This is a genomic window from Curtobacterium sp. S6 (assembly GCF_000710345.2).
Taxonomy (GTDB): Bacteria; Actinomycetota; Actinomycetes; order Actinomycetales; family Micrococcaceae; genus Rothia.
The window spans coordinates 904,359-922,895 of sequence record NZ_JHEL01000015.1 but is presented as its reverse complement, the minus strand read 5'-3'; the positions used below and the strand labels follow the sequence as shown (position 1 = coordinate 922,895).

The window sequence follows — 18,537 nt, the reverse complement described above, 5'->3', positions numbered from 1 at the left end:
TGAGAATTTCATGAACACATCGGCGACACGACGCGGGTCGCGCCACGCCGTCCCCGGGGCGGCACGACGATTCCGGCCCGATATCCAGGGGCTTCGCGCCGTCGCGGTCCTCTTGGTCGCGAGTTACCACTTTTGGTTCGGCCGGGTCTCCGGGGGAGTCGACGTCTTCTTGATGGTTTCCGCCTTTCTCATGGCGGGCAGCTTCGCGCGCCGGATCGAGTCGGGCGAAGCTTTGACCCTCCGCGTGCTGATCGGCCACTGGGTCCGGGTCTTTCAGCGGATCGTTCCGCTCTGCGTCCTGACCGTTCTTGGCGTGCTGCTCGCGACGCGCCTGTGGTATCCGCCGTCCCGCTGGCACGAGATGATGTCCGAGGCCGTTTCGGTCGTCCTGTACTGGAACAACTGGTTCTCCGCCGCGACGGATGTGGACTACTACGCGACGGACACGTCGCTGGCCTCGCCGCTGCGGCACTTCTGGTCCCTGTCGGTTCAGGGGCAGATCTTCATCCTGTGGCCTATCCTCTTCGCGGTCGCCGGGTGGGTGATCGGCCGTCGTCGTCTGCCGGTTCGGTCGACGCTGAGCGCGTGGTTCGGGATCATTGGTGGCGCCTCGTTCGTCTTTTCCGTGCTGTACACGGCGGCCGACCAGGAGGGCGCCTATTTCAACACGTGGGCGCGCGCCTGGGAATTCGCCCTGGGGACGTTGGTGGCCTTTGCCGCACCGGCACTGAGATTGCCCGAGTGGCTTCGCACGGTCATGGGCTGGCTCGGGCTGGGTGCCATCGTGGCCTGCGGCTTCGTTCTGGACGTCGAGGGCGCTTTCCCCGGGTGGGGAGCGCTGTGGCCGACGGTCGCCGCGAGCTGCGTGATCGTGTCCGGCCAACGACCGACGCGATGGGGCGTCGAGCGGTTACTCTCGCTGAGGCCGCTGGTCTGGCTGGGCGGACGTTCCTACGCGCTGTATCTGGTGCACTGGCCGCTGCTGGTGTTCTACCTGGTCTTTCGTGGAGGGGAAAAGGCCACGCCGTGGGCCGGGCTCGGGCTGCTGGGCGTGTCCATCCTGGCCGCCGCGGTGTTGACGGCCGCGGTGGAGACCCCGCTGAGAAGGTGGGCCTGGCCCAACGCCACCCGACGACGCGGCCTGGCCTGGTGCGCGGCCATGATCGCGGTGGTTCCGGCCACCGTCGTCGGCTGGAATCAGTACATCTCGTACATGACCGGGCCTTACGTGGTCCAGAACGCCGCCCAGAAGAATCCAGGAGCCCAGGCGGTCGCCGCGGGTGCCGCCGCCTCGCCACCGGGCCAGGGCCCGAGCGCCAAAGAGCTGCCGTACCCGACGCAACGCGTCGAGGACCTGTATTCGGGCGAGGCCTCGTGCGAGTCGGAAGGCATCGAGACGGACGGTCTGGAGGACGGCACCTGTTTCCACCCGGTGCGCAACGATCAACCATCGGCCACGGTCATGGCGGTAGGCAACAGCCACACCGAGCAGTGGCTGACGGCCCTGTCGACGACCGCCGAACGGCGTGGTTGGGACCTGATCATCGTCATCAAGCACGGGTGCTTCCTGACCACGCCGGAAGATAATTCCTTCGATGAAACCTGTCAGGAGTGGGCCCCGCAGGCCCAGCAGCTCGTTCTCGATCGACGGCCGGATCTGCTCTTCACGCAGGGGACGGCCTCGACCTACACGCGTGATCGTGCCGAGGGGGAGTACATCAGGCCCGGCACCGAAGATTTCCTGGCCAGGGTGGCCCAGGAGGGGACCGACGTCGTGGCGTTCCGGGATAACCCGCGTTTCGAGGAGTCTCACGAGAAGTGTGAACGGCTCGGGTCCGCCTGCGATTTCCCGAATCCGATCCGTGCCGGGACCAATCCCCTGGAAGAGTGGGTCGGGCCGAGCCATCCGGGATTCGGGACGATGGACATGAATGATCTCATCTGCCCGCACGGTGTGTGCAGCCCGTCGGTCGGCAACGTCTACACCTACGTGGACGACAACCACCTCACGGCTACCTTCGTGGCGACCACCCAGCACGTCTTCGAAGAACGGCTGGACCGGGCCATCGACCAGGCCCGGGCCGCCAGGGCATGAATCGCCGCGCGAGGCCCGAGACGAAGGTAATTATTGTCACGGAGGATTCGACCGCGGGGAAGCCTATGCCCCCTTGTCGCCCGGCATGCCGCCCGAGGAGCCGTCAGATGCCGGGAGGGCAGAATGGGCGTCGTCAACCGCGGGGTAGGATTCCTCCGAACCTTGGATGCCGAGGTTCTGAAAATCGTGGCCGAGGCGCATAGCATGTAGCGAAGTCCTTGCCGCGCGCCATGGAGCGCGTGGCCACCCGTGCAGAGGCCGGCCCCCGACGACCCGTGGATTGCGGGGCGGGCGCCGACCGAACTGGTTGCCCAGGACGACCGCCGGCGCTGTGAGGCTGCTCGGCAGAGGCAAACACAGGAAGTTGCATGACACAATCTCAAGGCGACGGCACAACCCCCGCACCGTCGAATGGCGCCTCCGCACCCGAGGCGCAACCCCGTCGAAAGCGCGCGTTCCGACCGGAAATTCAAGGACTTCGCGCCTTTGCCGTGCTCCTCGTCGCGATCTATCACATCTGGTTCGGCCGGGTCTCCGGCGGCGTCGATGTGTTCCTGATGATCTCGGCGTTCCTCATGACGCTGTCCTTTACGGGAAAGATCGAGCGCGGGGTCAGCATCGGGTGGACGCAGCTGAGCACCTATTGGGTCCACGTGTTCAAGCGCATCATGCCCCTGGTCGCCATCATCGTCGCGGCCAGCTTGGTGACCACGAGGTTCATGCTCTCGCCGGCCCAGTGGTCCTCGATCATGCACGAGGCCTACTCGGTCATCTTCTACTACGAGAACTGGTTCTCGATCTTCAACGCGGTCGACTACTACGCGGCCGACTCCGGGGCGGCGTCCCCGTTCCGGCACTTCTGGTCCCTGTCGATTCAGGGACAGATATTCCTCATGTGGCCGCTGCTCTTTGCGCTCGGCAGCTTCTTGGTCATCAAGTTCCGGTCGAAGGCCCGGGTCACCCTGGCCGTGATCTTCGCGATCGTCTTCGTCGGCTCCTTTGCGTTTTCGGTGTACTACACCGAGTCCAACCAGACCGCCGCGTACTTCAACACCTTCGCGCGCCTGTGGGAATTCGCCCTCGGCTCCCTGATCGCGATCGTTCTGCCCTGGATCAAGGTTCCCAAGGGGATCAGCGCCGTCTTGACCTGGGTGGGCCTGCTCGCCATCTTGCTCTGCGGCGCACTGCTCGACGTTCAGGGGCAGTTCCCGGGGTACATCGCCCTGTGGCCGACCCTCGCCGCGGCGTTCATCATCATCTGCGGTGAGTCCACCACATGGTGGGGCGCCGACCGCATCCTGAAATGGAAGCCGCTCGTGTGGCTGGGGTCGAACTCCTACGGCCTGTATCTCGTGCACTGGCCGTTGCTGGTCTTTTACCTCTCCTACACCGAGCGCGAGAAGGCCGGTCTCTTCTCGGGCCTGGTGATCCTGGCCGTCTCGATCGTGGCCGCATATCTGCTGACGAGGCTCGTGGATACGCCGGTGCGCACCTGGAAGTGGTCCGAGGCCAAACGCTGGCGAGCCCTCGTGGTGATCGCCGCCTGCATCGTGCTGGGAGCCGGAACCGTGATCGCGTGGCAGGGCCGCATCGCCCTGGTCACCCACAACATTGAGGCCAAGGCGGATAAGAACAACCCCGGCGCCGAGATCCTGGATCCCGAGTACACGTATCGCGGAGAGGAACACCCCGGTCTGCTCCCCACGGCGCTCAAGCGCAGCGAGGACTTCGCGCAGTTCAACGGCATGGGCGAAGAGTGCTCGAAAGAGGACGACTTCGGCAAGGACCTGCACGGGCTGGACGGCGAGGCGTGTTACCACGTCGTCGAGAACGATCATCCGTCCAAGCACGTGGTCGCCGTCGGCAACAGCCACACCGAACAGTGGATGACCGCGATGGAGGCTCAGGCCAAGGACCGCAACTGGGATCTGGTGTTCATCCGGGAGCCCGGATGCTTCTTCACGAGCGTCGAGGATAACCATGACGTCCCGTATTGCCAGGAGTGGATCCCCAAGGCCGAGGCCGCGATTCAGGACTGGCATCCCGATAACCTGATCATCCAGTCCACCTTCACGGCCTATGACGGGTCGGGCGAGGACATCCGAGCCGGCTCCGAGGATCAGGTCCGAAAGTGGACGAGCGAGGGGATCGGCGTGATCGGCATTCGCGATAACGCGCGCTTCTCCGAGTCGCAGGCCGACTGCGAGGAGGACAAGAGCTTCGAGGAGTGCACCTTCCCCCACGTCACGGGGAATACGCCGGACCCGACGCTCCCGTGGGAGCAGGAGATCCCCGGATACGGGGCCGTGGACATGGACGATCTCATCTGCCCCGACGGAATGTGTCCCCCCGCCATCGGCAACATTTACACGTACGTGGACAGCGGCCACCTGACGGCCACGTACATCCGGTCGATGAAGAAGTTCATGGACCAGCGCCTCGGCGACGCGCTGAGCACCTCCGACAAGGGGTTGTCGGCACCGAAGTAGGTGGGCGTCATATCCCGCACCCGGTGAGAGTTCCCTCTCACCGGGTGCGGGATCGGTCGTTTACGGGATTGCCAATCGTCCTATGATGGAGGGCAAAGCTCGACGCACGTCTTCCGTGCCGATGCCGAGACGCGAGATGCGAAAGGTTCACCACCCTTGAATCAGCCCACCGCCCTTTCCGACGATCCGTTCGGCCTGACAGGTCTGACGTACGACGACGTCCTCCTGCTCCCGGGAAACACCAACGTCAATCCGTCCGAAGCGGATACGACCACGCGCTTGTCGAAGCGTATTACGCTCAACACGCCGATTATCTCGGCGGCCATGGACACCGTCACGGATTCCCGCATGGCCATCGCCATGGCGCGGTTGGGCGGCATGGGGGTCATCCACCGTAACCTGTCGATCCAGGATCAGGCCGAGCACGTCGACCGCGTCAAGCGCAGCGAGTCCGGCATGATCACGAATCCCGTGACCATTTCCCCGGAGGCGACCCTTCGGGAACTGGACGATCTGTGCGGCCGATACAAGGTTTCGGGCCTGCCGGTCGTCGACGGCGAGGGCGTCCTCCTGGGCATCATCACCAACCGCGACACCCGGTATCTTCCCGAGCAGGAATTCGACGAGCGCCGCGTCAGCGACGTCATGACCAAAATGCCCCTGGTCACCGGGCACGAGGGAATGACCAAGGACGAGGCCTTCGGCCTGCTCGCGGCGCACAAGATCGAGAAGCTTCCGCTGGTTGACGACGCCGGGCTGCTCACCGGCCTCATCACCGTCAAGGACTTCACCAAGACCGAGCAATACCCGCACGCGACCAAGGACGAGGAGGATCGCCTGCGGGTCGGCGCCGCGGTCGGGTTCTTCGGCGACGGCTACGAGCGGGCCATGGCCCTCATCGAGGCGGGCGTCGACGCCCTCTTCATCGACACGGCCAATGGCCATTCCCAGGGCGTGCTGGACATGATCGCGCGTTTGAAGAAGGACCCCGCGGCCGATCACGTGGATATCGTCGGAGGTCAGGCCGCGACCCGGGAAGGCGCCCAGGCGATCGTCGACGCGGGCGCGGACGCCGTCAAGGTCGGGGTTGGCCCGGGATCCATCTGCACCACGCGCATCATCGCCGGCGTGGGCGTTCCCCAAATCACCGCGATCAACGAATCCGCCAAGGCCACGATCCCGGCGGGCGTCCCGCTGATCGCCGACGGTGGCCTCCAGCATTCGGGAGAGATCGGCAAGGCCATGGTCGCCGGCGCCGATTCCGTGATGTTGGGGTCCATGCTGGCCGGTTGCGACGAGTCTCCCGGAGATCTCATCTTCATCGACGGCAACCAGTTCAAGGCATACCGCGGCATGGGCTCGCTGGGGGCCATGCAGACGCGCGGCAAGAAGGCATCCTTCTCCAAGGATCGCTATTTCCAGGCGGACGTCAACAGCGAAGATAAGCTCATCCCGGAAGGCATCGAAGGTCAGGTCGCGTACCGAGGCCCGCTGTCGGCCGTCCTGCATCAGCTCGAGGGAGGCCTGCGCCAGACGATGTTCTATGCCGGGTCGATGACCATCGACGAACTCAAGCACAAGGGAAAGTTCGTGCGCATCACTCCCGCCGGTCTGAAGGAATCGCATCCTCACGACATCATGATGACCGTCGAAGCGCCCAACTACCGCCGCTAGATCCGCCGCGTCGGGAAGCCGATGCGCAGAAGGAAAACCGTGTCCAACGACATCCAGATCGGGCGCTCCAAGAACGCCCGCAGATCCTATTCGCTCGACGACATCGCCCTGGTTCCCGCGCGGCGCACGCGCGATCCCCGGGATGTTTCCACCCAGTGGCAGATCGACGCGTTCACCTTCGAGACCCCGATTCTCGCGGCACCCATGGACTCCGTGATGTCACCGCAGACCGCGATCGCTCTGGGCAAGCTGGGCGGTCTTGGCGTGCTCAATCTTGAAGGACTCTGGACGCGCTACGAAGATCCGCAGCCCTACTTCGAGGAAATCTCGCTCCTGCCCCGGGACGACATGTCATACGTGACGCGTCGCATGCAGGAGATCTACGCCGAGCCGATCAAGGCCGAACTGATCACCGAGCGTCTCGCGGAGATCCGCGAGGCCGGCGTCGTGGTCGCGGGCGCGCTGACCCCGCAGCGGACCCAAGAGTTCTACAAGACCGTGGTCAACGCCGGAACCGATCTGTTCATCATCCGCGGGTCCACGGTCTCCGCCGAGCACGTCTCGCAGAATCAGGAGCCCCTGGACCTGAAGAAGTTCATCTACGAGCTCGATGTTCCCGTGATCGTCGGTGGGGCGGCCGGATACACCCCCGCCCTGCACCTGATGCGGACCGGCGCCGCCGGCGTGCTCGTGGGCTTCGGGGGAGGAGCGACCACCACGACGCGTCGTGCCCTGGGGATCCACGCGGCGATGGCGTCGGCGATCTCCGACGTCGCGGCGGCGCGCGGCGACTACCTCGACGAGTCCGGCGGGCGCTACGTTCACGTGATCGCCGACGGCGGCCTGGGCCTCTCCGGCGACATGGTCAAGGCCATGGCCATGGGCGCCGACGCCGTCATGGTGGGAGCGCCGTTGGCCCGTGCGACCGAGGCCCCCGGGCGCGGTTATCACTGGGGTCCCGAGGCCCATCACCACGAGTTCCCGCGCGGAACCCGGACGCCCATGAACCAGGTCGGTTCGCTGGAAGAGGTCTTGTACGGACCGTCGCACCACGTGGACGGAACCTCGAATCTCATGGGAGCGTTGCGGCGGGCCATGGCCACGACCGGTTACTCGACCCTCAAGGAGTTCCAACGCTCCGACGTTCTGCTGGCCGGCCGCCCGCAATTCTGATGACCGCGAGGACCGGCCCGCGGCACCCGCGGGCCGGTCCCTTGACGACTTGGGGAAGCCCCAGGTTCAACCGATAGACTGGACGACGTGCTCAAATTAGCCTTCACCCCCCGGTGGCTGGGGGCACTGGTGCTCGCGCTGGCCCTGGCCACGGGCTTCATGCTTCTGAGCCAGTGGCAACTGGGGTCGGCCGATTCGCACCAGATCAATGCGGATCCCGCCAAGGAGACCGTTCAGCCCCTCGACAAGGTCGCCAAGCCGCTGTCGCCCGTGCTCGCGAGCCAGGCGGATTCCATGGTTTCCGTCACGGGGCATTACGTCGAGCACTCGAGTCGCTTGGTCGAGAACCGCGTCAACGACGGGACCAAGGGCTACTGGGTCGTGAGCCAGTTGCAGACCGACCAGACCGCCGGCCAGGGCTCGGAGAAGTATTCGGTCGCCGTCGCCCGCGGCTTCACGACCAACTCGGATCCCACGAGCTTGGGCGCGGAGCCGACCTGGACGGTCACCGTGACCGGGCGCCTGGTGGCCAACGAAGGCCCGGTGACCACGCGGAAGGCCGGCTCGCAACAGATTCTCGGTTCGGCGGCGACGGCGCAGCTGACGAATATCTGGGACGCGCCGCTCTACGCCGGAACGATCACCGCGACCTCGGAGACCCCCGAGGGGCAGCCGACGCCCCTCACCCAGGACGGGCGCGTCCGGCCGGACGCGAGCCTCACGGATCCCCAAGCCGGCATGCACAAGATCCACACCGAACAGGTCGTCGATCACTCCGTGAACTGGCTCAATATCTTCTACGCCATCGAGTGGGTGGTCTTCGCGATCTTCGCGGTCTTCCTCTGGTGGCGGCTCCTGAGCGATGAACACGAGCGCATGACGCACCCCGAGAAGTACTACGAATTCGCCCCCGAAGGCAGCCAGAACGTGTTCTTGGAAGAGGACACGGGCCGCCACTATTACTACGATTCCGAGCACGAGCAGTACTACTACTTCGACGAATCCGATGCGACGGAGACGACGGAACCGACGCCGGAATCGGCCCACAACCAGCAACGAGGTAACCACGGTGACCGATAAACCCACACCCGAGAACAGCCCCCGACCCGTCGAGAGAACCGACGGCAAAAAGGTGACGTTGCCGAGCGATGCGAGCCCGGCAGCATCCGGGAAGCCCCGGGTCACGCGGCGCAAATTCGGCGGCACGCAGGCCCAGATCCGGGGCGCCCTGTCGCTCTACAAGTACTGCGCCTGGATCTCGGGTACGTTCCTGCTGTTGCTCGTGATCGAGATGATCACCCGATACGCGTTCGGCTACGACCTGATGGCCGGCGCGACCAACGCCGCGACGGGTGAGAACGTGGCGCTCGGCTGGCTCAATCGACACACCGGCAACCTCACCGGCGGGTTGAACATCTCGACCGGCGTGCTGATCGTCCACGGTTGGTTCTACGTGATTTACCTGCTCGCGTGCTTCCGCCTGTGGCTGCTCATGCGGTGGCCATTGCCGCAGCTGATCGTGATGGCACTGGGCGGCGTCGTGCCGTTCCTGTCATTCATCGTCGAGCGCAAGATCCATCGCGAGACCGTGGCGCAGGTCGCCGCGAACCCCAAATCCACCAAGAGGTACTAGCTCGGGCCCGGAGACTCCCGGTGTCCTAGACTGAGGTCCGAGGAGCACGGGAGAGCCCGAGGCTTCGTGCACGCATCCACCCCAACCCCGAAGGTAAGGCAGTGACCCCATCCGAAAACTCGGCGTCGACCGAGCTGGAAGACCGCCCCGTCCTGGTCGTTGACTACGGCGCGCAATACGCCCAGCTGATCGCGCGACGCGTTCGTGACGCGAACATCTACTCGGAGATCGTGCCGCACACGATGTCCGCCCGGGACATTCTCGCCAAGAATCCGGCCGCGATCGTTCTCTCCGGGGGCCCCTCGAGCGTTTACGCCGACGGTGCCCCGGCGGGGCACCCTGACCTGTACGACTCCGGAGTCCCCGTGTTCGGGATCTGCTACGGATTCCAGGTGATGGCGCAGACCCTCGGGGGTAAGGTCGCCAAGACCGGCCTGCGCGAATACGGCGCCACGGACGCCACGTTGACCGGCGGCGGGGTGTCCTTCCTCGGCGGCACCCCGGTGGCGCAGAACGTGTGGATGAGCCACGGCGATTCCGTCACGGAGGCCCCGAACGGGTTCGAGGTCCTGGCAAGCACGGAAGGCGCGCCGGTGGCGGCCTTCGTCAACGAGTCCCGCAAGCTCGGCGGGGTGCAATGGCATCCCGAGGTCAAGCACTCCGACTACGGCCAGCAGATTCTCGAGAACTTCCTGTTCAACGTGGCCGGGTTGACCCCCACCTGGACCACGGGCAACGTCATCGAGGAACAGGTCCAGAAGATCCGCCAGCAGGTGGGTGACGCGAAGGTCATCTGCGCGCTGTCGGGCGGCGTCGACAGCTCGGTGGCCGCGGCGCTGGTCCACCGCGCCGTGGGCGACCAGCTGACCTGTTTCTTCATCGACCACGGGCTCCTCCGCGAAGGGGAGCGGCAACAGGTTGAAGAAGACTACGCCGAGACCATGGGCATCAAGGTCGTCACGATCGATGAATCCGATCGCTTCCTGAGCGCCCTGGAAGGGGTCAGCGACCCCGAGACCAAGCGCAAGGCGATCGGTCGCGAATTCATTCGTTCCTTCGAGGCCGCGCAGCGCAAGCTCGTTGCTGAGGCCGGCGGAAGCGGAGAAGACATCAAGTTCTTGGTTCAGGGAACCCTGTACCCGGACGTCGTGGAGTCCGGCGGGGGCGAAGGCGCGGCGAATATTAAGTCACACCACAACGTCGGGGGATTGCCCGAGGACCTGGCCTTCGATCTCGTGGAGCCACTGCGGACCCTGTTCAAGGACGAGGTGCGCGCGATCGGTCGTCAGCTCGGGGTCCCCGAGAAGATCGTCGCGAGGCAGCCCTTCCCGGGACCGGGCCTGGGCATTCGCGTGATCGGCGAGGTGACGAGGGAGAACCTGACGGTTCTGCGCGCCGCCGACGCCATCGCACGCGCGGAGCTGACGCGCGCCGGACTCGACGAGGAAGTCTGGCAGATGCCGGTCGTCCTGCTCTCGCAGGTACGTTCCGTGGGCGTCCAGGGCGATGGGCGCACCTACGGCCACCCGATCGTGTTGCGTCCGGTCTCCTCCGAGGACGCCATGACGGCCGATTGGTCGCGGCTTCCCTACGACCTGCTCGCGCGAATCTCGAATCGCATCACCAACGAGGTTGAGGAGGTCAACCGAGTGGTCCTCGACGTGACCTCGAAGCCCCCGGGAACCATCGAATGGGAGTAGTCCCCTCGGTCGTCCGCCCCGGCGGCGTCCGGAAGTGAATCGTGGCCCGACACGTTGACAGCGCGTCGGGCCACGATTCCGTTTAACGGTGGAAAAGCCCGCAGGTGCGACATCGACGGAAGAGACCTCTTACTATAGATGTGGTGCGCCGGATAACCGTCGCCCAGACGATGCGCGAACACCCTCCGACCACACGGAAGCAGAGACAACGTGACGAAGCCAGATTCCGCCGATCAGCACGAGAAGGACCCGTCGAGGAATTCGGCGTCGAGTTCCTCGAAGGCCTCGGCACCTTGGGCCGCCCAACCGGCGCCCGAGGCGACGTCGGGCGGTTCCCCGGTCGAGCCCCGACCCCAGGGCACACCCTCCGATGCGAGCGGGGATGCCGATGAGGCGGTCTCCACGGGGTCGGAACGCTCGACCGACCACGACGTTCGGATCGCCGCGGTCGGCCAGGCGGATGTCGAATCCGCGCGACCCGAATCGTTGGCATCGGTCTCGGCACTGAGCGTCGTACCCGACCCCGAAACGGAGGACCCCTCTCCGGCCGAGGCCCAGGAGTCTGCGTCCAAACCCGAGCCAGAGCCCGCCGAGACCGGAGCCGAGGAACCCCACGAAGGGTCTCGCGCGGCCGCCCGGCCCTCCGGGGACACCGCCTCGGACGAGGCCGAAGACGAACAGGCCGCCACCGCGGACGCCGACGACGAGCTTCTCCTGGAACGTTGGCTTCACCAGGTCGACGTGTACACCGGGCCCGACGCTCTGCTCGATTTCAATATGGTCGACAACGTCCACATTGACCTCACCTCCTCGAATCCCTCCGGCTACGCCCAGTTGCTGGCCGGTCGCAAGACCCGCCTCTCGACGATCCTGCGGGACCGGGGCGCCTTCACCAACGGCGTCCGTGCCGCGCGAGCCATCCGGGCCAAAATCTTTGAACTCGACGCGGACCATGGCCTCGACGCAGGCTTCCTCGCCGCCGGAACGGCCTCGTGGTTCGCGTCGCGTCACCCGTCGCGCGTGCCCGACGGGGCCCGGGGGGAACGCCGGCATATCGCGCCGGTCCTGCTCGCTCCGGTTGTCATCAATCCCCATCCGGACGGGGACGACTTCGAACTGCGCATCAACGGACCGGCACGGTTGAACCCGGCCATGGTTCGTCAGCTTCGTCGTGACTTCGGAATTGACCTCTACGCCGAGGGCGTTCATCGAAAGGCGACCTCCGGTTCGAGGCTCACCCCGGAAGCCGTCCTCGAAGCGATGCGTTCGACCTGCATGGACGTGCCCGGGATGCACATCGAGTCCCGCACCGTGATCTCGACCTTTGCGGACCTGTCGGACACCGTCGGCGATCTTCCGACCAGGGCGGAGTCGGGTCTGCTGCGGGAGGCATCGAATCTTAATCGGGCGCAGGTTCACCGCCCGCGGACCCGGCGCGAGTTCACCTCCACGCCGAAACACCCGAACGACGTGGATCCCGCCGACGAAGTCCTCGTGTACGACGCCGACGAGCGCGTTTCCGACATCGTGCAACGCGCTCGCGCGGGAGAGTCGATGACCGTGACGGCGCCGGCGGGCACCCAGCACCTCCGCGCGGCGCTGAACGTGGTGGCCGGGCTGTTGGCCGACGGAAAATCGGTCATGGTCCTCGCCGAACGCCGGGAGACGCTCGCCAACGTGCGTCGTCGGCTCGCGGAACTCGGTCTCGAGGACCTGACCCTGGAGGTCGGCGAGGAACATTCCGCCGACGGCCTGACGAGGGACTTCATCGATGCCATCGTGCGCTACGAACGTGCCGTGGAGCCTCGCTTGGGCGGGCTTCACGAGGACCTCGTCGACAGCCGCCGCAAACTCATCCAGCACGTCGATTCCCTGCGGTGGCGCGACGAGCGCTGGGGCGTCTCGCCCCTTCAGGCCATGCAGACGCTCGCGGAACTGACCTCGCGGGACCACGCGCCCTCGACCCGGGTCCGCTTCAAGCGCGCCGTGATGGACGCGACGGTGGACCGGGACGAAACCGTGGCCCAGTTGGAGAGGGTCTCGGAACTCAGGGCCTTCAACCCCACGACGCGCACCGCTCCCTGGTACGGCGCGCGCTTGGTCAATACGGAAGAGACCAAACAGGCGCGGGCCCTCGTGCGGGACCTGCTACAACAGACGCGGTCCTTGCGCTCCGAGATCAGCGAAACTTTCGAATCCATCGGTCTGAGGCCAGAGAACAGCCTGGGCGGGTGGAAGAAGCAACTGAATCTGCTCGATGGGATCCGCGGTTCGTTGCGGCGCTTTAATCGAGACATCTTCGAACGCCCCGTGACCGATCTGATCGCGGCGACGGCCTCGGCGACGTGGCGCCGGGAGCGAGGCATCGAGATGTCCGCTTTGCAGCGGTCCCGGTTACGTCGGGCCGCCAAGGAGTACATTGCGCCGCAAGTGCACATCGACGATCTCCACCAGGCGCTCATCACCGTTCAGGCGCAGCGTGAACAGTGGCAGGAGTGGGCCCACGAGGGCCGCACGGTCCAGCTACCCGGGCAACTGGCGGAGATGACAAGCGCTTATGGGCGGTTGGCCGACGGCGTCGCGGACCTCGCCATCGTCATGGAGGAGAGCCCGTCCCGCAAGGACTACTTCACCATTTCGATCTCCGAGCTGTTGGAGACCTTCGAGGCGATGGCCAATGATCGCTTCCTGCTGGACACCCTGCCGGAACGGGAACAGCTTCTTCACATCCTGCGGAGCAAAGGCCTCGAAGAGCTCTTGGCCGACCTCGAGGAACGTCACGTCCCCACGCGCCAGGTCGGCGCGGAGCTCGACCTCGCGTGGTGGCAGTCGGCCTTCGAGATCATGCTCGATCGGCCGGAGGTCAACCTGGTGAGCGGGAAGTCGCTGGCGCAGTGGGAGTCCACCTTCCGGCGCTCGGACGCCGCCCACATCGCCTCGGGCCCGGCTCGAGTCCGATACGCCGCGGCGCGCGGCTGGAATCGACGGGTTCAGCTGAAGCCCGTCCAGGCGAGGGAACTTCGCCAGATCCTCAAGGGCGCACCGATCGGCCTGTGGGGTTACTTCGATCGCGCACCCGATATGGTCGCGGGGCTTCGGCCGTTGTGGTTGTCGAGCCCGTTCGGTGTGGGACGAGCCCTGCCGGCTTCGGCCCGGGTCGATGCCGTGGTCATCCTGGACTCGGAATCCACGCCGTTCGGTACGTGTCTGTCCGCGTTGGCCCGAACCGATCAGGTCATCGCCTTCGGCGACCAGCACGCCGGATACCCGCAACCGTTCATCGTCTCGCCCACGACCGGTGGCGATCACGCCCCGTCCGACGATGCGGTGGAGTCGGTCCTCGATGTGCTCTCCCAGATGATTCCGGGAACCTCTCTCGGCAGAATCCACGAAGCCCGGGACCAAACCTTGGTTTCCTACCTGAATAAGGCCTTCTACGGCGGCGAATTGGAGACCATGCCGTTCGGGGAGGAGGCGGTCACCTCGCAGCGGTCCGTCGTCGTGGATTATCTGCGTGACCCGCAACCGGACGATCACGTCGGAGCGCCTATAGTCGAGTCTCCCAAGGCGGAGGTCAAGGCCGTCGTCGAGATGGTCTTCGATCACGCGGCCCGCAACCCGCGGCAGTCCCTCGCGGTCCTCACCGCGGGCTCACGGCACGCGGCCCGGATCGCCGAGGGGGTTCGCCTCGGCCTGGAAAGCCATCCGGAGCTCCGTGAGTTCTTTGACCCCGGCCTGGAGCCCTTCCGCATCTTGGACGTGGCCCGCGCACAGGGGCTCACCCGGGATCGCGTGATCTTCAGCCTGGGTGTCGCCCCGGCGGCCGGGGCCCAGGCGTCTCACTTCGGCCAGCTGGCCGAGCCCCACGGGCGTCAGCGGTTCGTCAAGGCCATGTCGACCGCACGGTTCCAGACCAGGATCGTGAGCTCGCTGAGCCTCGAGAGCCTGAAGGAATCCGCCTTGGCTGAAGGCATGAAGGATTTCGTGGCCTTCCTCGAGGAATACGACGCGGCGCACCAGGCCACCGAGGGTGACGAGCGTGTCTCGGCGATCCTGGCTCCGGAGCACGCCGGCAGCGAGTTCCTCTCCGTGCGTGACGTGCAAGAAGACGAATACAAGGCCGATTGGCTCTTGGCCGACCTCGCCCATCGCCTGCGTCGCTCCGGTGCGGACGTCACCCTGACACCGGGGCAGGAGGTCGACGGCATCGCCACGGCGAAGACGGAGTCCCTCTCGGCCGGTGCCGTGCCGAGCCCCCGGGCGCGGACCGCGGGTCCCAAGGAAGGGCCGGCGATCGGCGGGCTGAGGCTTCCCGTGGGGATCTCGACCGACGGGACCGCGCGGTACGCCGCCTCGTCGGTGCGGGAGCGCTCGCGACTTCGCCCGGAGCGTTTGGAGCGCACCGGGTGGAATCAGGCCTCGCTGTGGACGGTCGACGTCTTCACCGATCCGCAGGCCGTCGCCAACCGGATCCTCGGCTATTTGGGTCTGGACATCCCGTCGGAGGATGAGCGGCCGTCGTGAAGGACACCGAGCTCGTGAACGCTCCGGACGGGCCCCTGGACGCCGGTCGGACCTCGACCCCGGCGGGGGAGCCGACCGGGCGGGGCGGCGCGGCCGACCGGGAGCCGACCGGGCGGCCGGAGACCGACGACGCCGGACGTCGTCGCTACCGGCATCGGGGTCCTCGTCGGGCTAGCGGCGGAACCAGCACGAGCCAGGGTGAACCGGAACGCCTTGCCGGGTTCGGGCCTGTCCCCGGCCCGGCAGGTTCGAGCGACGCCGCGGGGAAGACCTCACCCGGGGCAAGCCGTGACGAGATGGGCCGGTGGCTCTTGGAGCAACGCCCGCCTCACTGGGGGTAATCTGCGCCGGGCCCGCCGCACCCCGGAGCCCGCCGAGCCGTCACCGGGATGCGGCGTGAGACGCGATCCGGTGGATCGCGCGCCGGGACCGAGACCTACCGGGGCGCCGCGGAGCGCGCCAGGACTATCGCTTCCTCCGCGACACTGCCCAGCGCCGCCGCCGTTTCGGTGTCGGTCCCCACGAAAATCACGTTCTTGCCGCTCTCCGTAGGGGACCGTGAGGCGCCGGTATCCGAGAATCGTGGGGCCCAGAGCAAGACCGCATCCATGCTCCGAGCATTTCCCTGACCATCGTGCGTCACGAGCCGTACGGGGGCGCCCGGGCCGAGCAGAACCAGGGAATCCGGGTCGTGGATCCGAACGGCCACCGCGACGAGCCCATCCGGAAGGTGCTCGGTCAACGCGGGGGACACGAGCAATGAACGAAAGATCGGTTGGTCTCGGTTCACGGGGACGGCGAGCGTCTCCCCATCCAGGTCATCTGGCCCGGGAGGATCGCGCGGAAGGTACTCGGCCACAGGCCCGGTCGCCTCGACCACCCGAAGGTCCGAGGCCGCCAGGCGATGCCCGAGGGGTAAATCACGCGCGGCCAACACCACGTGGGCGGAGCCGGCGGTGCCCGAGTCGGACCACAGCATATTGCTCAACGAAGCACCGATGATCAGCAAGAGCCCCACGGTGCGCAATCGTCGGCTGACGTGGTGCCGCCACCTCACGGCTAGGGGGATGGCCGTGCTTCGTTGTATTCGCCGGCGAGAAGTCTGAGTCCGCATGCACCGAGCTTGGCACCGGGTGCTCGCTCGCGGTGGCAAGCCCCGGCGCTCCGGCCGCCGTGTGGGGACGGTCCCTGCGTCAGCTCACGAAAAGAAGGGCACTGTGGATGAAGCGTCTACTCCGAGGTGGACGTCGTGGATGTCGATTCCGTGGAAGAGCCGCTGCTTGAGGCCCCGCTCGACTTCGAATCGGTGCTGTAGAAGCCGGACCCCTTGAAGCTTACGCCCACGGTGTTGAACTTCTTCCGCAGGGAGCCTTGGTGGCACTCGGGGCATTCGGTCAGCGCGTCATCCTGAAAGGTCTGGCGAATATCGAACGCGTGCTGGCAGTTCTTGCACACATACGCGTAGACCGGCATGAAGAATCTCCTCGGGTGTGGACGGGTGGGGTGTGTAGCCCCCTTATAGTACGACCCCTCACCGAAGGGTCGTTAACCCGTGCTCGGTGCAGACTCGCGGGAGACGAGCGTCGTGCGGCTCCGCGGGGACGGCGCCGGCCGGGAGGACCTCGTCCGAGAAGCACACCGCGACGTCGGCACCCGCCGCGGGCCCTCGTCCGGCCGCGGCGAGGGCGGCGTCGTAATATCCGCCCCCGTAGCCCAGGCGCGTGCCGTGCTCGTCCACCGCGAGGGCGGGGACCAACCGGAGCGCGGACTCCGAGAAGGCCTGAGCGCCGAGTCGGTCTCCGGTGGGTTCTTCGATCCCGAACGAACTCGTCTCGGTGGCCGCCTCGGGCGTCCACTCGGCCCATTCCAAGACCCGGAAGGGGAGGGAGACCGGGACGATGACCGAACGCCCGGACTCGTGGATGGCCCGCAATGCCTCGCGCAGGGGCGGCTCGGCTTCCGTGGGGAGGAAAGCCGCGACGGTTTCGCCGACGGGAACATGAGTTTCGGTCGCGCGCAATAGCGCATCACGCCATGCGGCGGCCAGGAACCGGCGCTTCCTGCCGGTCGGGTCGGCGCGTAGGCGGGCGGCGCGACGCTCGAGCATCTCGCGCCGGAGTCGAGCTTTAGCTGCGAGGGTCTGGTCAGAGTCCACGGCAAGCCTTTCCTGAGCGGATCGACGGCTCGGGGCCGTCGGGTTGGGCCCCGCCTCGCGACCTCTCGCAAAAAATGCTGGTGGCCAAGGGCGGGCTATGTCTGAACGGTGTATTGACCCCAAAAAGGGGGAAAACACCACGATTTTCTGGGGGTCTCCGCTATTCTGAATTGTATGACCGCAAATGATTCACAAAAACCCGTCACCAAGGCCGTCATTCCGGCCGCAGGCTTGGGTACTCGGTTCCTTCCCGCGACCAAGGCGAGCCCCAAGGAAATGTTGCCGGTGGTTGACCGCCCGGCCATTCAGTACGTGGTTCAGGAAGCCGTGTCCGCTGGTCTTGATGACATTCTCATGATTACGGGCCGTTCAAAGCGAGCCCTCGAGGACCATTTCGACCGTATCCCCGATCTTGAGGCATCGCTCAAGGAACAGGGCAAGGATGCCCTGCTCGAGTCGGTGCAACAAGCCACGGCTCTCGGCGAATTGCATTACCTTCGCCAGGGCGATCCCAAGGGGCTCGGTCACGCGGTATTGCGAGCCAAGACCCATGTGGGCGACAACCCGTTTGCCGTGCTCCTCGGCGATGACCTCATCGACGAAAAGGAAGACCTCCTCGAGCGGATGATCACCGCGCAGGAGGCGACGGGCGGCAGCGTCGTGGCCCTGATGGAGGTTCCCCAAGAACAGATCAGCGCCTACGGTTGCGCTGCCGTCGAGGCCGTCGAAGGGGAAGAGTACGTCAAGGTCACCGGCATGGTCGAGAAGCCGAAGCCGGAAGAGGCCCCCTCGAATTTGGCCATCATCGGCCGCTACGTCTTGCATCCGCACGTCTTCGACGTCCTGGAGAACACCCCTCCCGGACGCGGTGACGAGATCCAGCTGACCGACGCCTTGGAGACCCTGGGCCAGGGAAGCGGTGAAGGCGAAGGCGTGTACGGCGTCGTCTTCAACGGCCGACGTTTCGACACGGGCGACAAACTGTCCTATCTCAAGGCCAACGTGATCTTGGCGGCCGAGCGCGACGATCTCGGCCCCGGTCTGCGGAGCTGGCTCAAGGAATTCGTCCAGACCCTTCCCGAGGGCTGATTCGG

At 66.0% G+C, this 18,537-nt stretch carries 13 protein-coding genes; 10 read left to right on the top strand and 3 right to left on the bottom strand.

What is annotated here, in order from left to right; translation table 11 throughout:
- Positions 1-10 precede the first annotated feature (10 nt).
- The 9 genes from CURSPS6_RS06375 (at position 11) to CURSPS6_RS06335 (ending at position 15,629) form a co-directional block, all read left to right on the top strand.
- On the top strand, positions 11-2,095 hold the full coding sequence (locus CURSPS6_RS06375) for an acyltransferase family protein (RefSeq protein ID WP_030014960.1): 2,085 nt from the start codon (positions 11-13) through the stop codon (positions 2,093-2,095).
- A gap of 368 nt (positions 2,096-2,463) precedes the next feature.
- Positions 2,464-4,584, top strand: coding sequence for an acyltransferase family protein (locus CURSPS6_RS06370; protein ID WP_051687685.1), 2,121 nt, complete (start codon positions 2,464-2,466; stop codon positions 4,582-4,584).
- 156 nt (positions 4,585-4,740) lie between these two features.
- A complete protein-coding gene (guaB, locus tag CURSPS6_RS06365; RefSeq protein WP_030014957.1) occupies positions 4,741-6,258 on the top strand; it encodes an IMP dehydrogenase in 1,518 nt (505 codons plus the stop codon).
- Between the two features lie 39 nt (positions 6,259-6,297).
- Positions 6,298-7,431, top strand: coding sequence for a GuaB3 family IMP dehydrogenase-related protein (locus tag CURSPS6_RS06360; RefSeq protein WP_030014956.1), 1,134 nt, complete (start codon positions 6,298-6,300; stop codon positions 7,429-7,431).
- Positions 7,432-7,518: 87 nt separating this feature from the next.
- On the top strand, positions 7,519-8,511 hold the full coding sequence (locus CURSPS6_RS06355; protein WP_030014955.1) for an SURF1 family protein: 993 nt from the start codon (positions 7,519-7,521) through the stop codon (positions 8,509-8,511).
- Positions 8,501-9,064, top strand: a complete 564-nt coding sequence (locus CURSPS6_RS06350; protein WP_030014954.1) for a DUF3817 domain-containing protein — start codon at positions 8,501-8,503, stop codon at positions 9,062-9,064. The genes CURSPS6_RS06355 and CURSPS6_RS06350 overlap by 11 nt, the downstream gene beginning before the upstream one ends.
- A 101-nt stretch (positions 9,065-9,165) precedes the next feature.
- A complete protein-coding gene (gene guaA, locus CURSPS6_RS06345; protein WP_051687684.1) occupies positions 9,166-10,764 on the top strand; it encodes a glutamine-hydrolyzing GMP synthase in 1,599 nt (532 codons plus the stop codon).
- A 210-nt stretch (positions 10,765-10,974) separates the two neighbouring features.
- Positions 10,975-15,288: a hypothetical protein gene (locus CURSPS6_RS06340; RefSeq protein WP_051687683.1), complete on the top strand. Its 4,314-nt coding sequence runs from the start codon at positions 10,975-10,977 to the stop codon at positions 15,286-15,288.
- Positions 15,285-15,629 carry a hypothetical protein gene (locus CURSPS6_RS06335; protein ID WP_030014948.1) on the top strand — a complete coding sequence of 115 codons (345 nt, stop codon included), beginning with the start codon at positions 15,285-15,287 and terminating at the stop codon, positions 15,627-15,629. The genes CURSPS6_RS06340 and CURSPS6_RS06335 overlap by 4 nt, the downstream gene beginning before the upstream one ends.
- 95 nt (positions 15,630-15,724) lie before the next feature.
- Here the strand turns inward: CURSPS6_RS06335 and CURSPS6_RS06330 are convergent, their stop codons facing one another.
- The 3 genes from CURSPS6_RS06330 to CURSPS6_RS06320 all read right to left on the bottom strand — a co-directional run bounded on the left by CURSPS6_RS06330 (position 15,725) and on the right by CURSPS6_RS06320 (position 17,443).
- Positions 15,725-16,345 carry an SAF domain-containing protein gene (locus CURSPS6_RS06330; RefSeq protein ID WP_030014946.1) on the bottom strand — a complete coding sequence of 207 codons (621 nt, stop codon included), beginning with the start codon at positions 16,343-16,345 and terminating at the stop codon, positions 15,725-15,727.
- A 173-nt stretch (positions 16,346-16,518) separates the two neighbouring features.
- Positions 16,519-16,761 carry an FmdB family zinc ribbon protein gene (locus CURSPS6_RS06325; protein ID WP_030014945.1) on the bottom strand — a complete coding sequence of 81 codons (243 nt, stop codon included), beginning with the start codon at positions 16,759-16,761 and terminating at the stop codon, positions 16,519-16,521.
- 58 nt (positions 16,762-16,819) lie between these two features.
- Entirely contained in the window at positions 16,820-17,443 is a 624-nt protein-coding gene (locus CURSPS6_RS06320; protein ID WP_051687682.1) for a 5-formyltetrahydrofolate cyclo-ligase, read from the bottom strand.
- A gap of 174 nt (positions 17,444-17,617) precedes the next feature.
- On the opposite strand from CURSPS6_RS06320, the gene galU reads away from it, so the two are divergent.
- The gene (gene galU, locus CURSPS6_RS06315) at positions 17,618-18,532 is read left to right on the top strand and encodes a UTP--glucose-1-phosphate uridylyltransferase GalU (RefSeq protein WP_030014942.1); all 915 of its coding nucleotides are present in this window, start codon (positions 17,618-17,620) and stop codon (positions 18,530-18,532) included.
- Positions 18,533-18,537 lie beyond the last annotated feature (5 nt).

Excerpts from the sequence above, each read along its gene's own strand:
- CURSPS6_RS06375 (WP_030014960.1), top strand. The coding sequence starts at position 11 with ATGAACACATCGGCGACACGACGCGGGTCGCGCCACGCCGTCCCCGGG.
- CURSPS6_RS06370 (WP_051687685.1), top strand. The coding sequence starts at position 2,464 with ATGACACAATCTCAAGGCGACGGCACAACCCCCGCACCGTCGAATGGC.
- CURSPS6_RS06325 (WP_030014945.1), bottom strand. The coding sequence starts at position 16,761 with ATGCCGGTCTACGCGTATGTGTGCAAGAACTGCCAGCACGCGTTCGAT.
- galU (WP_030014942.1), top strand. The coding sequence starts at position 17,618 with ATGACCGCAAATGATTCACAAAAACCCGTCACCAAGGCCGTCATTCCG.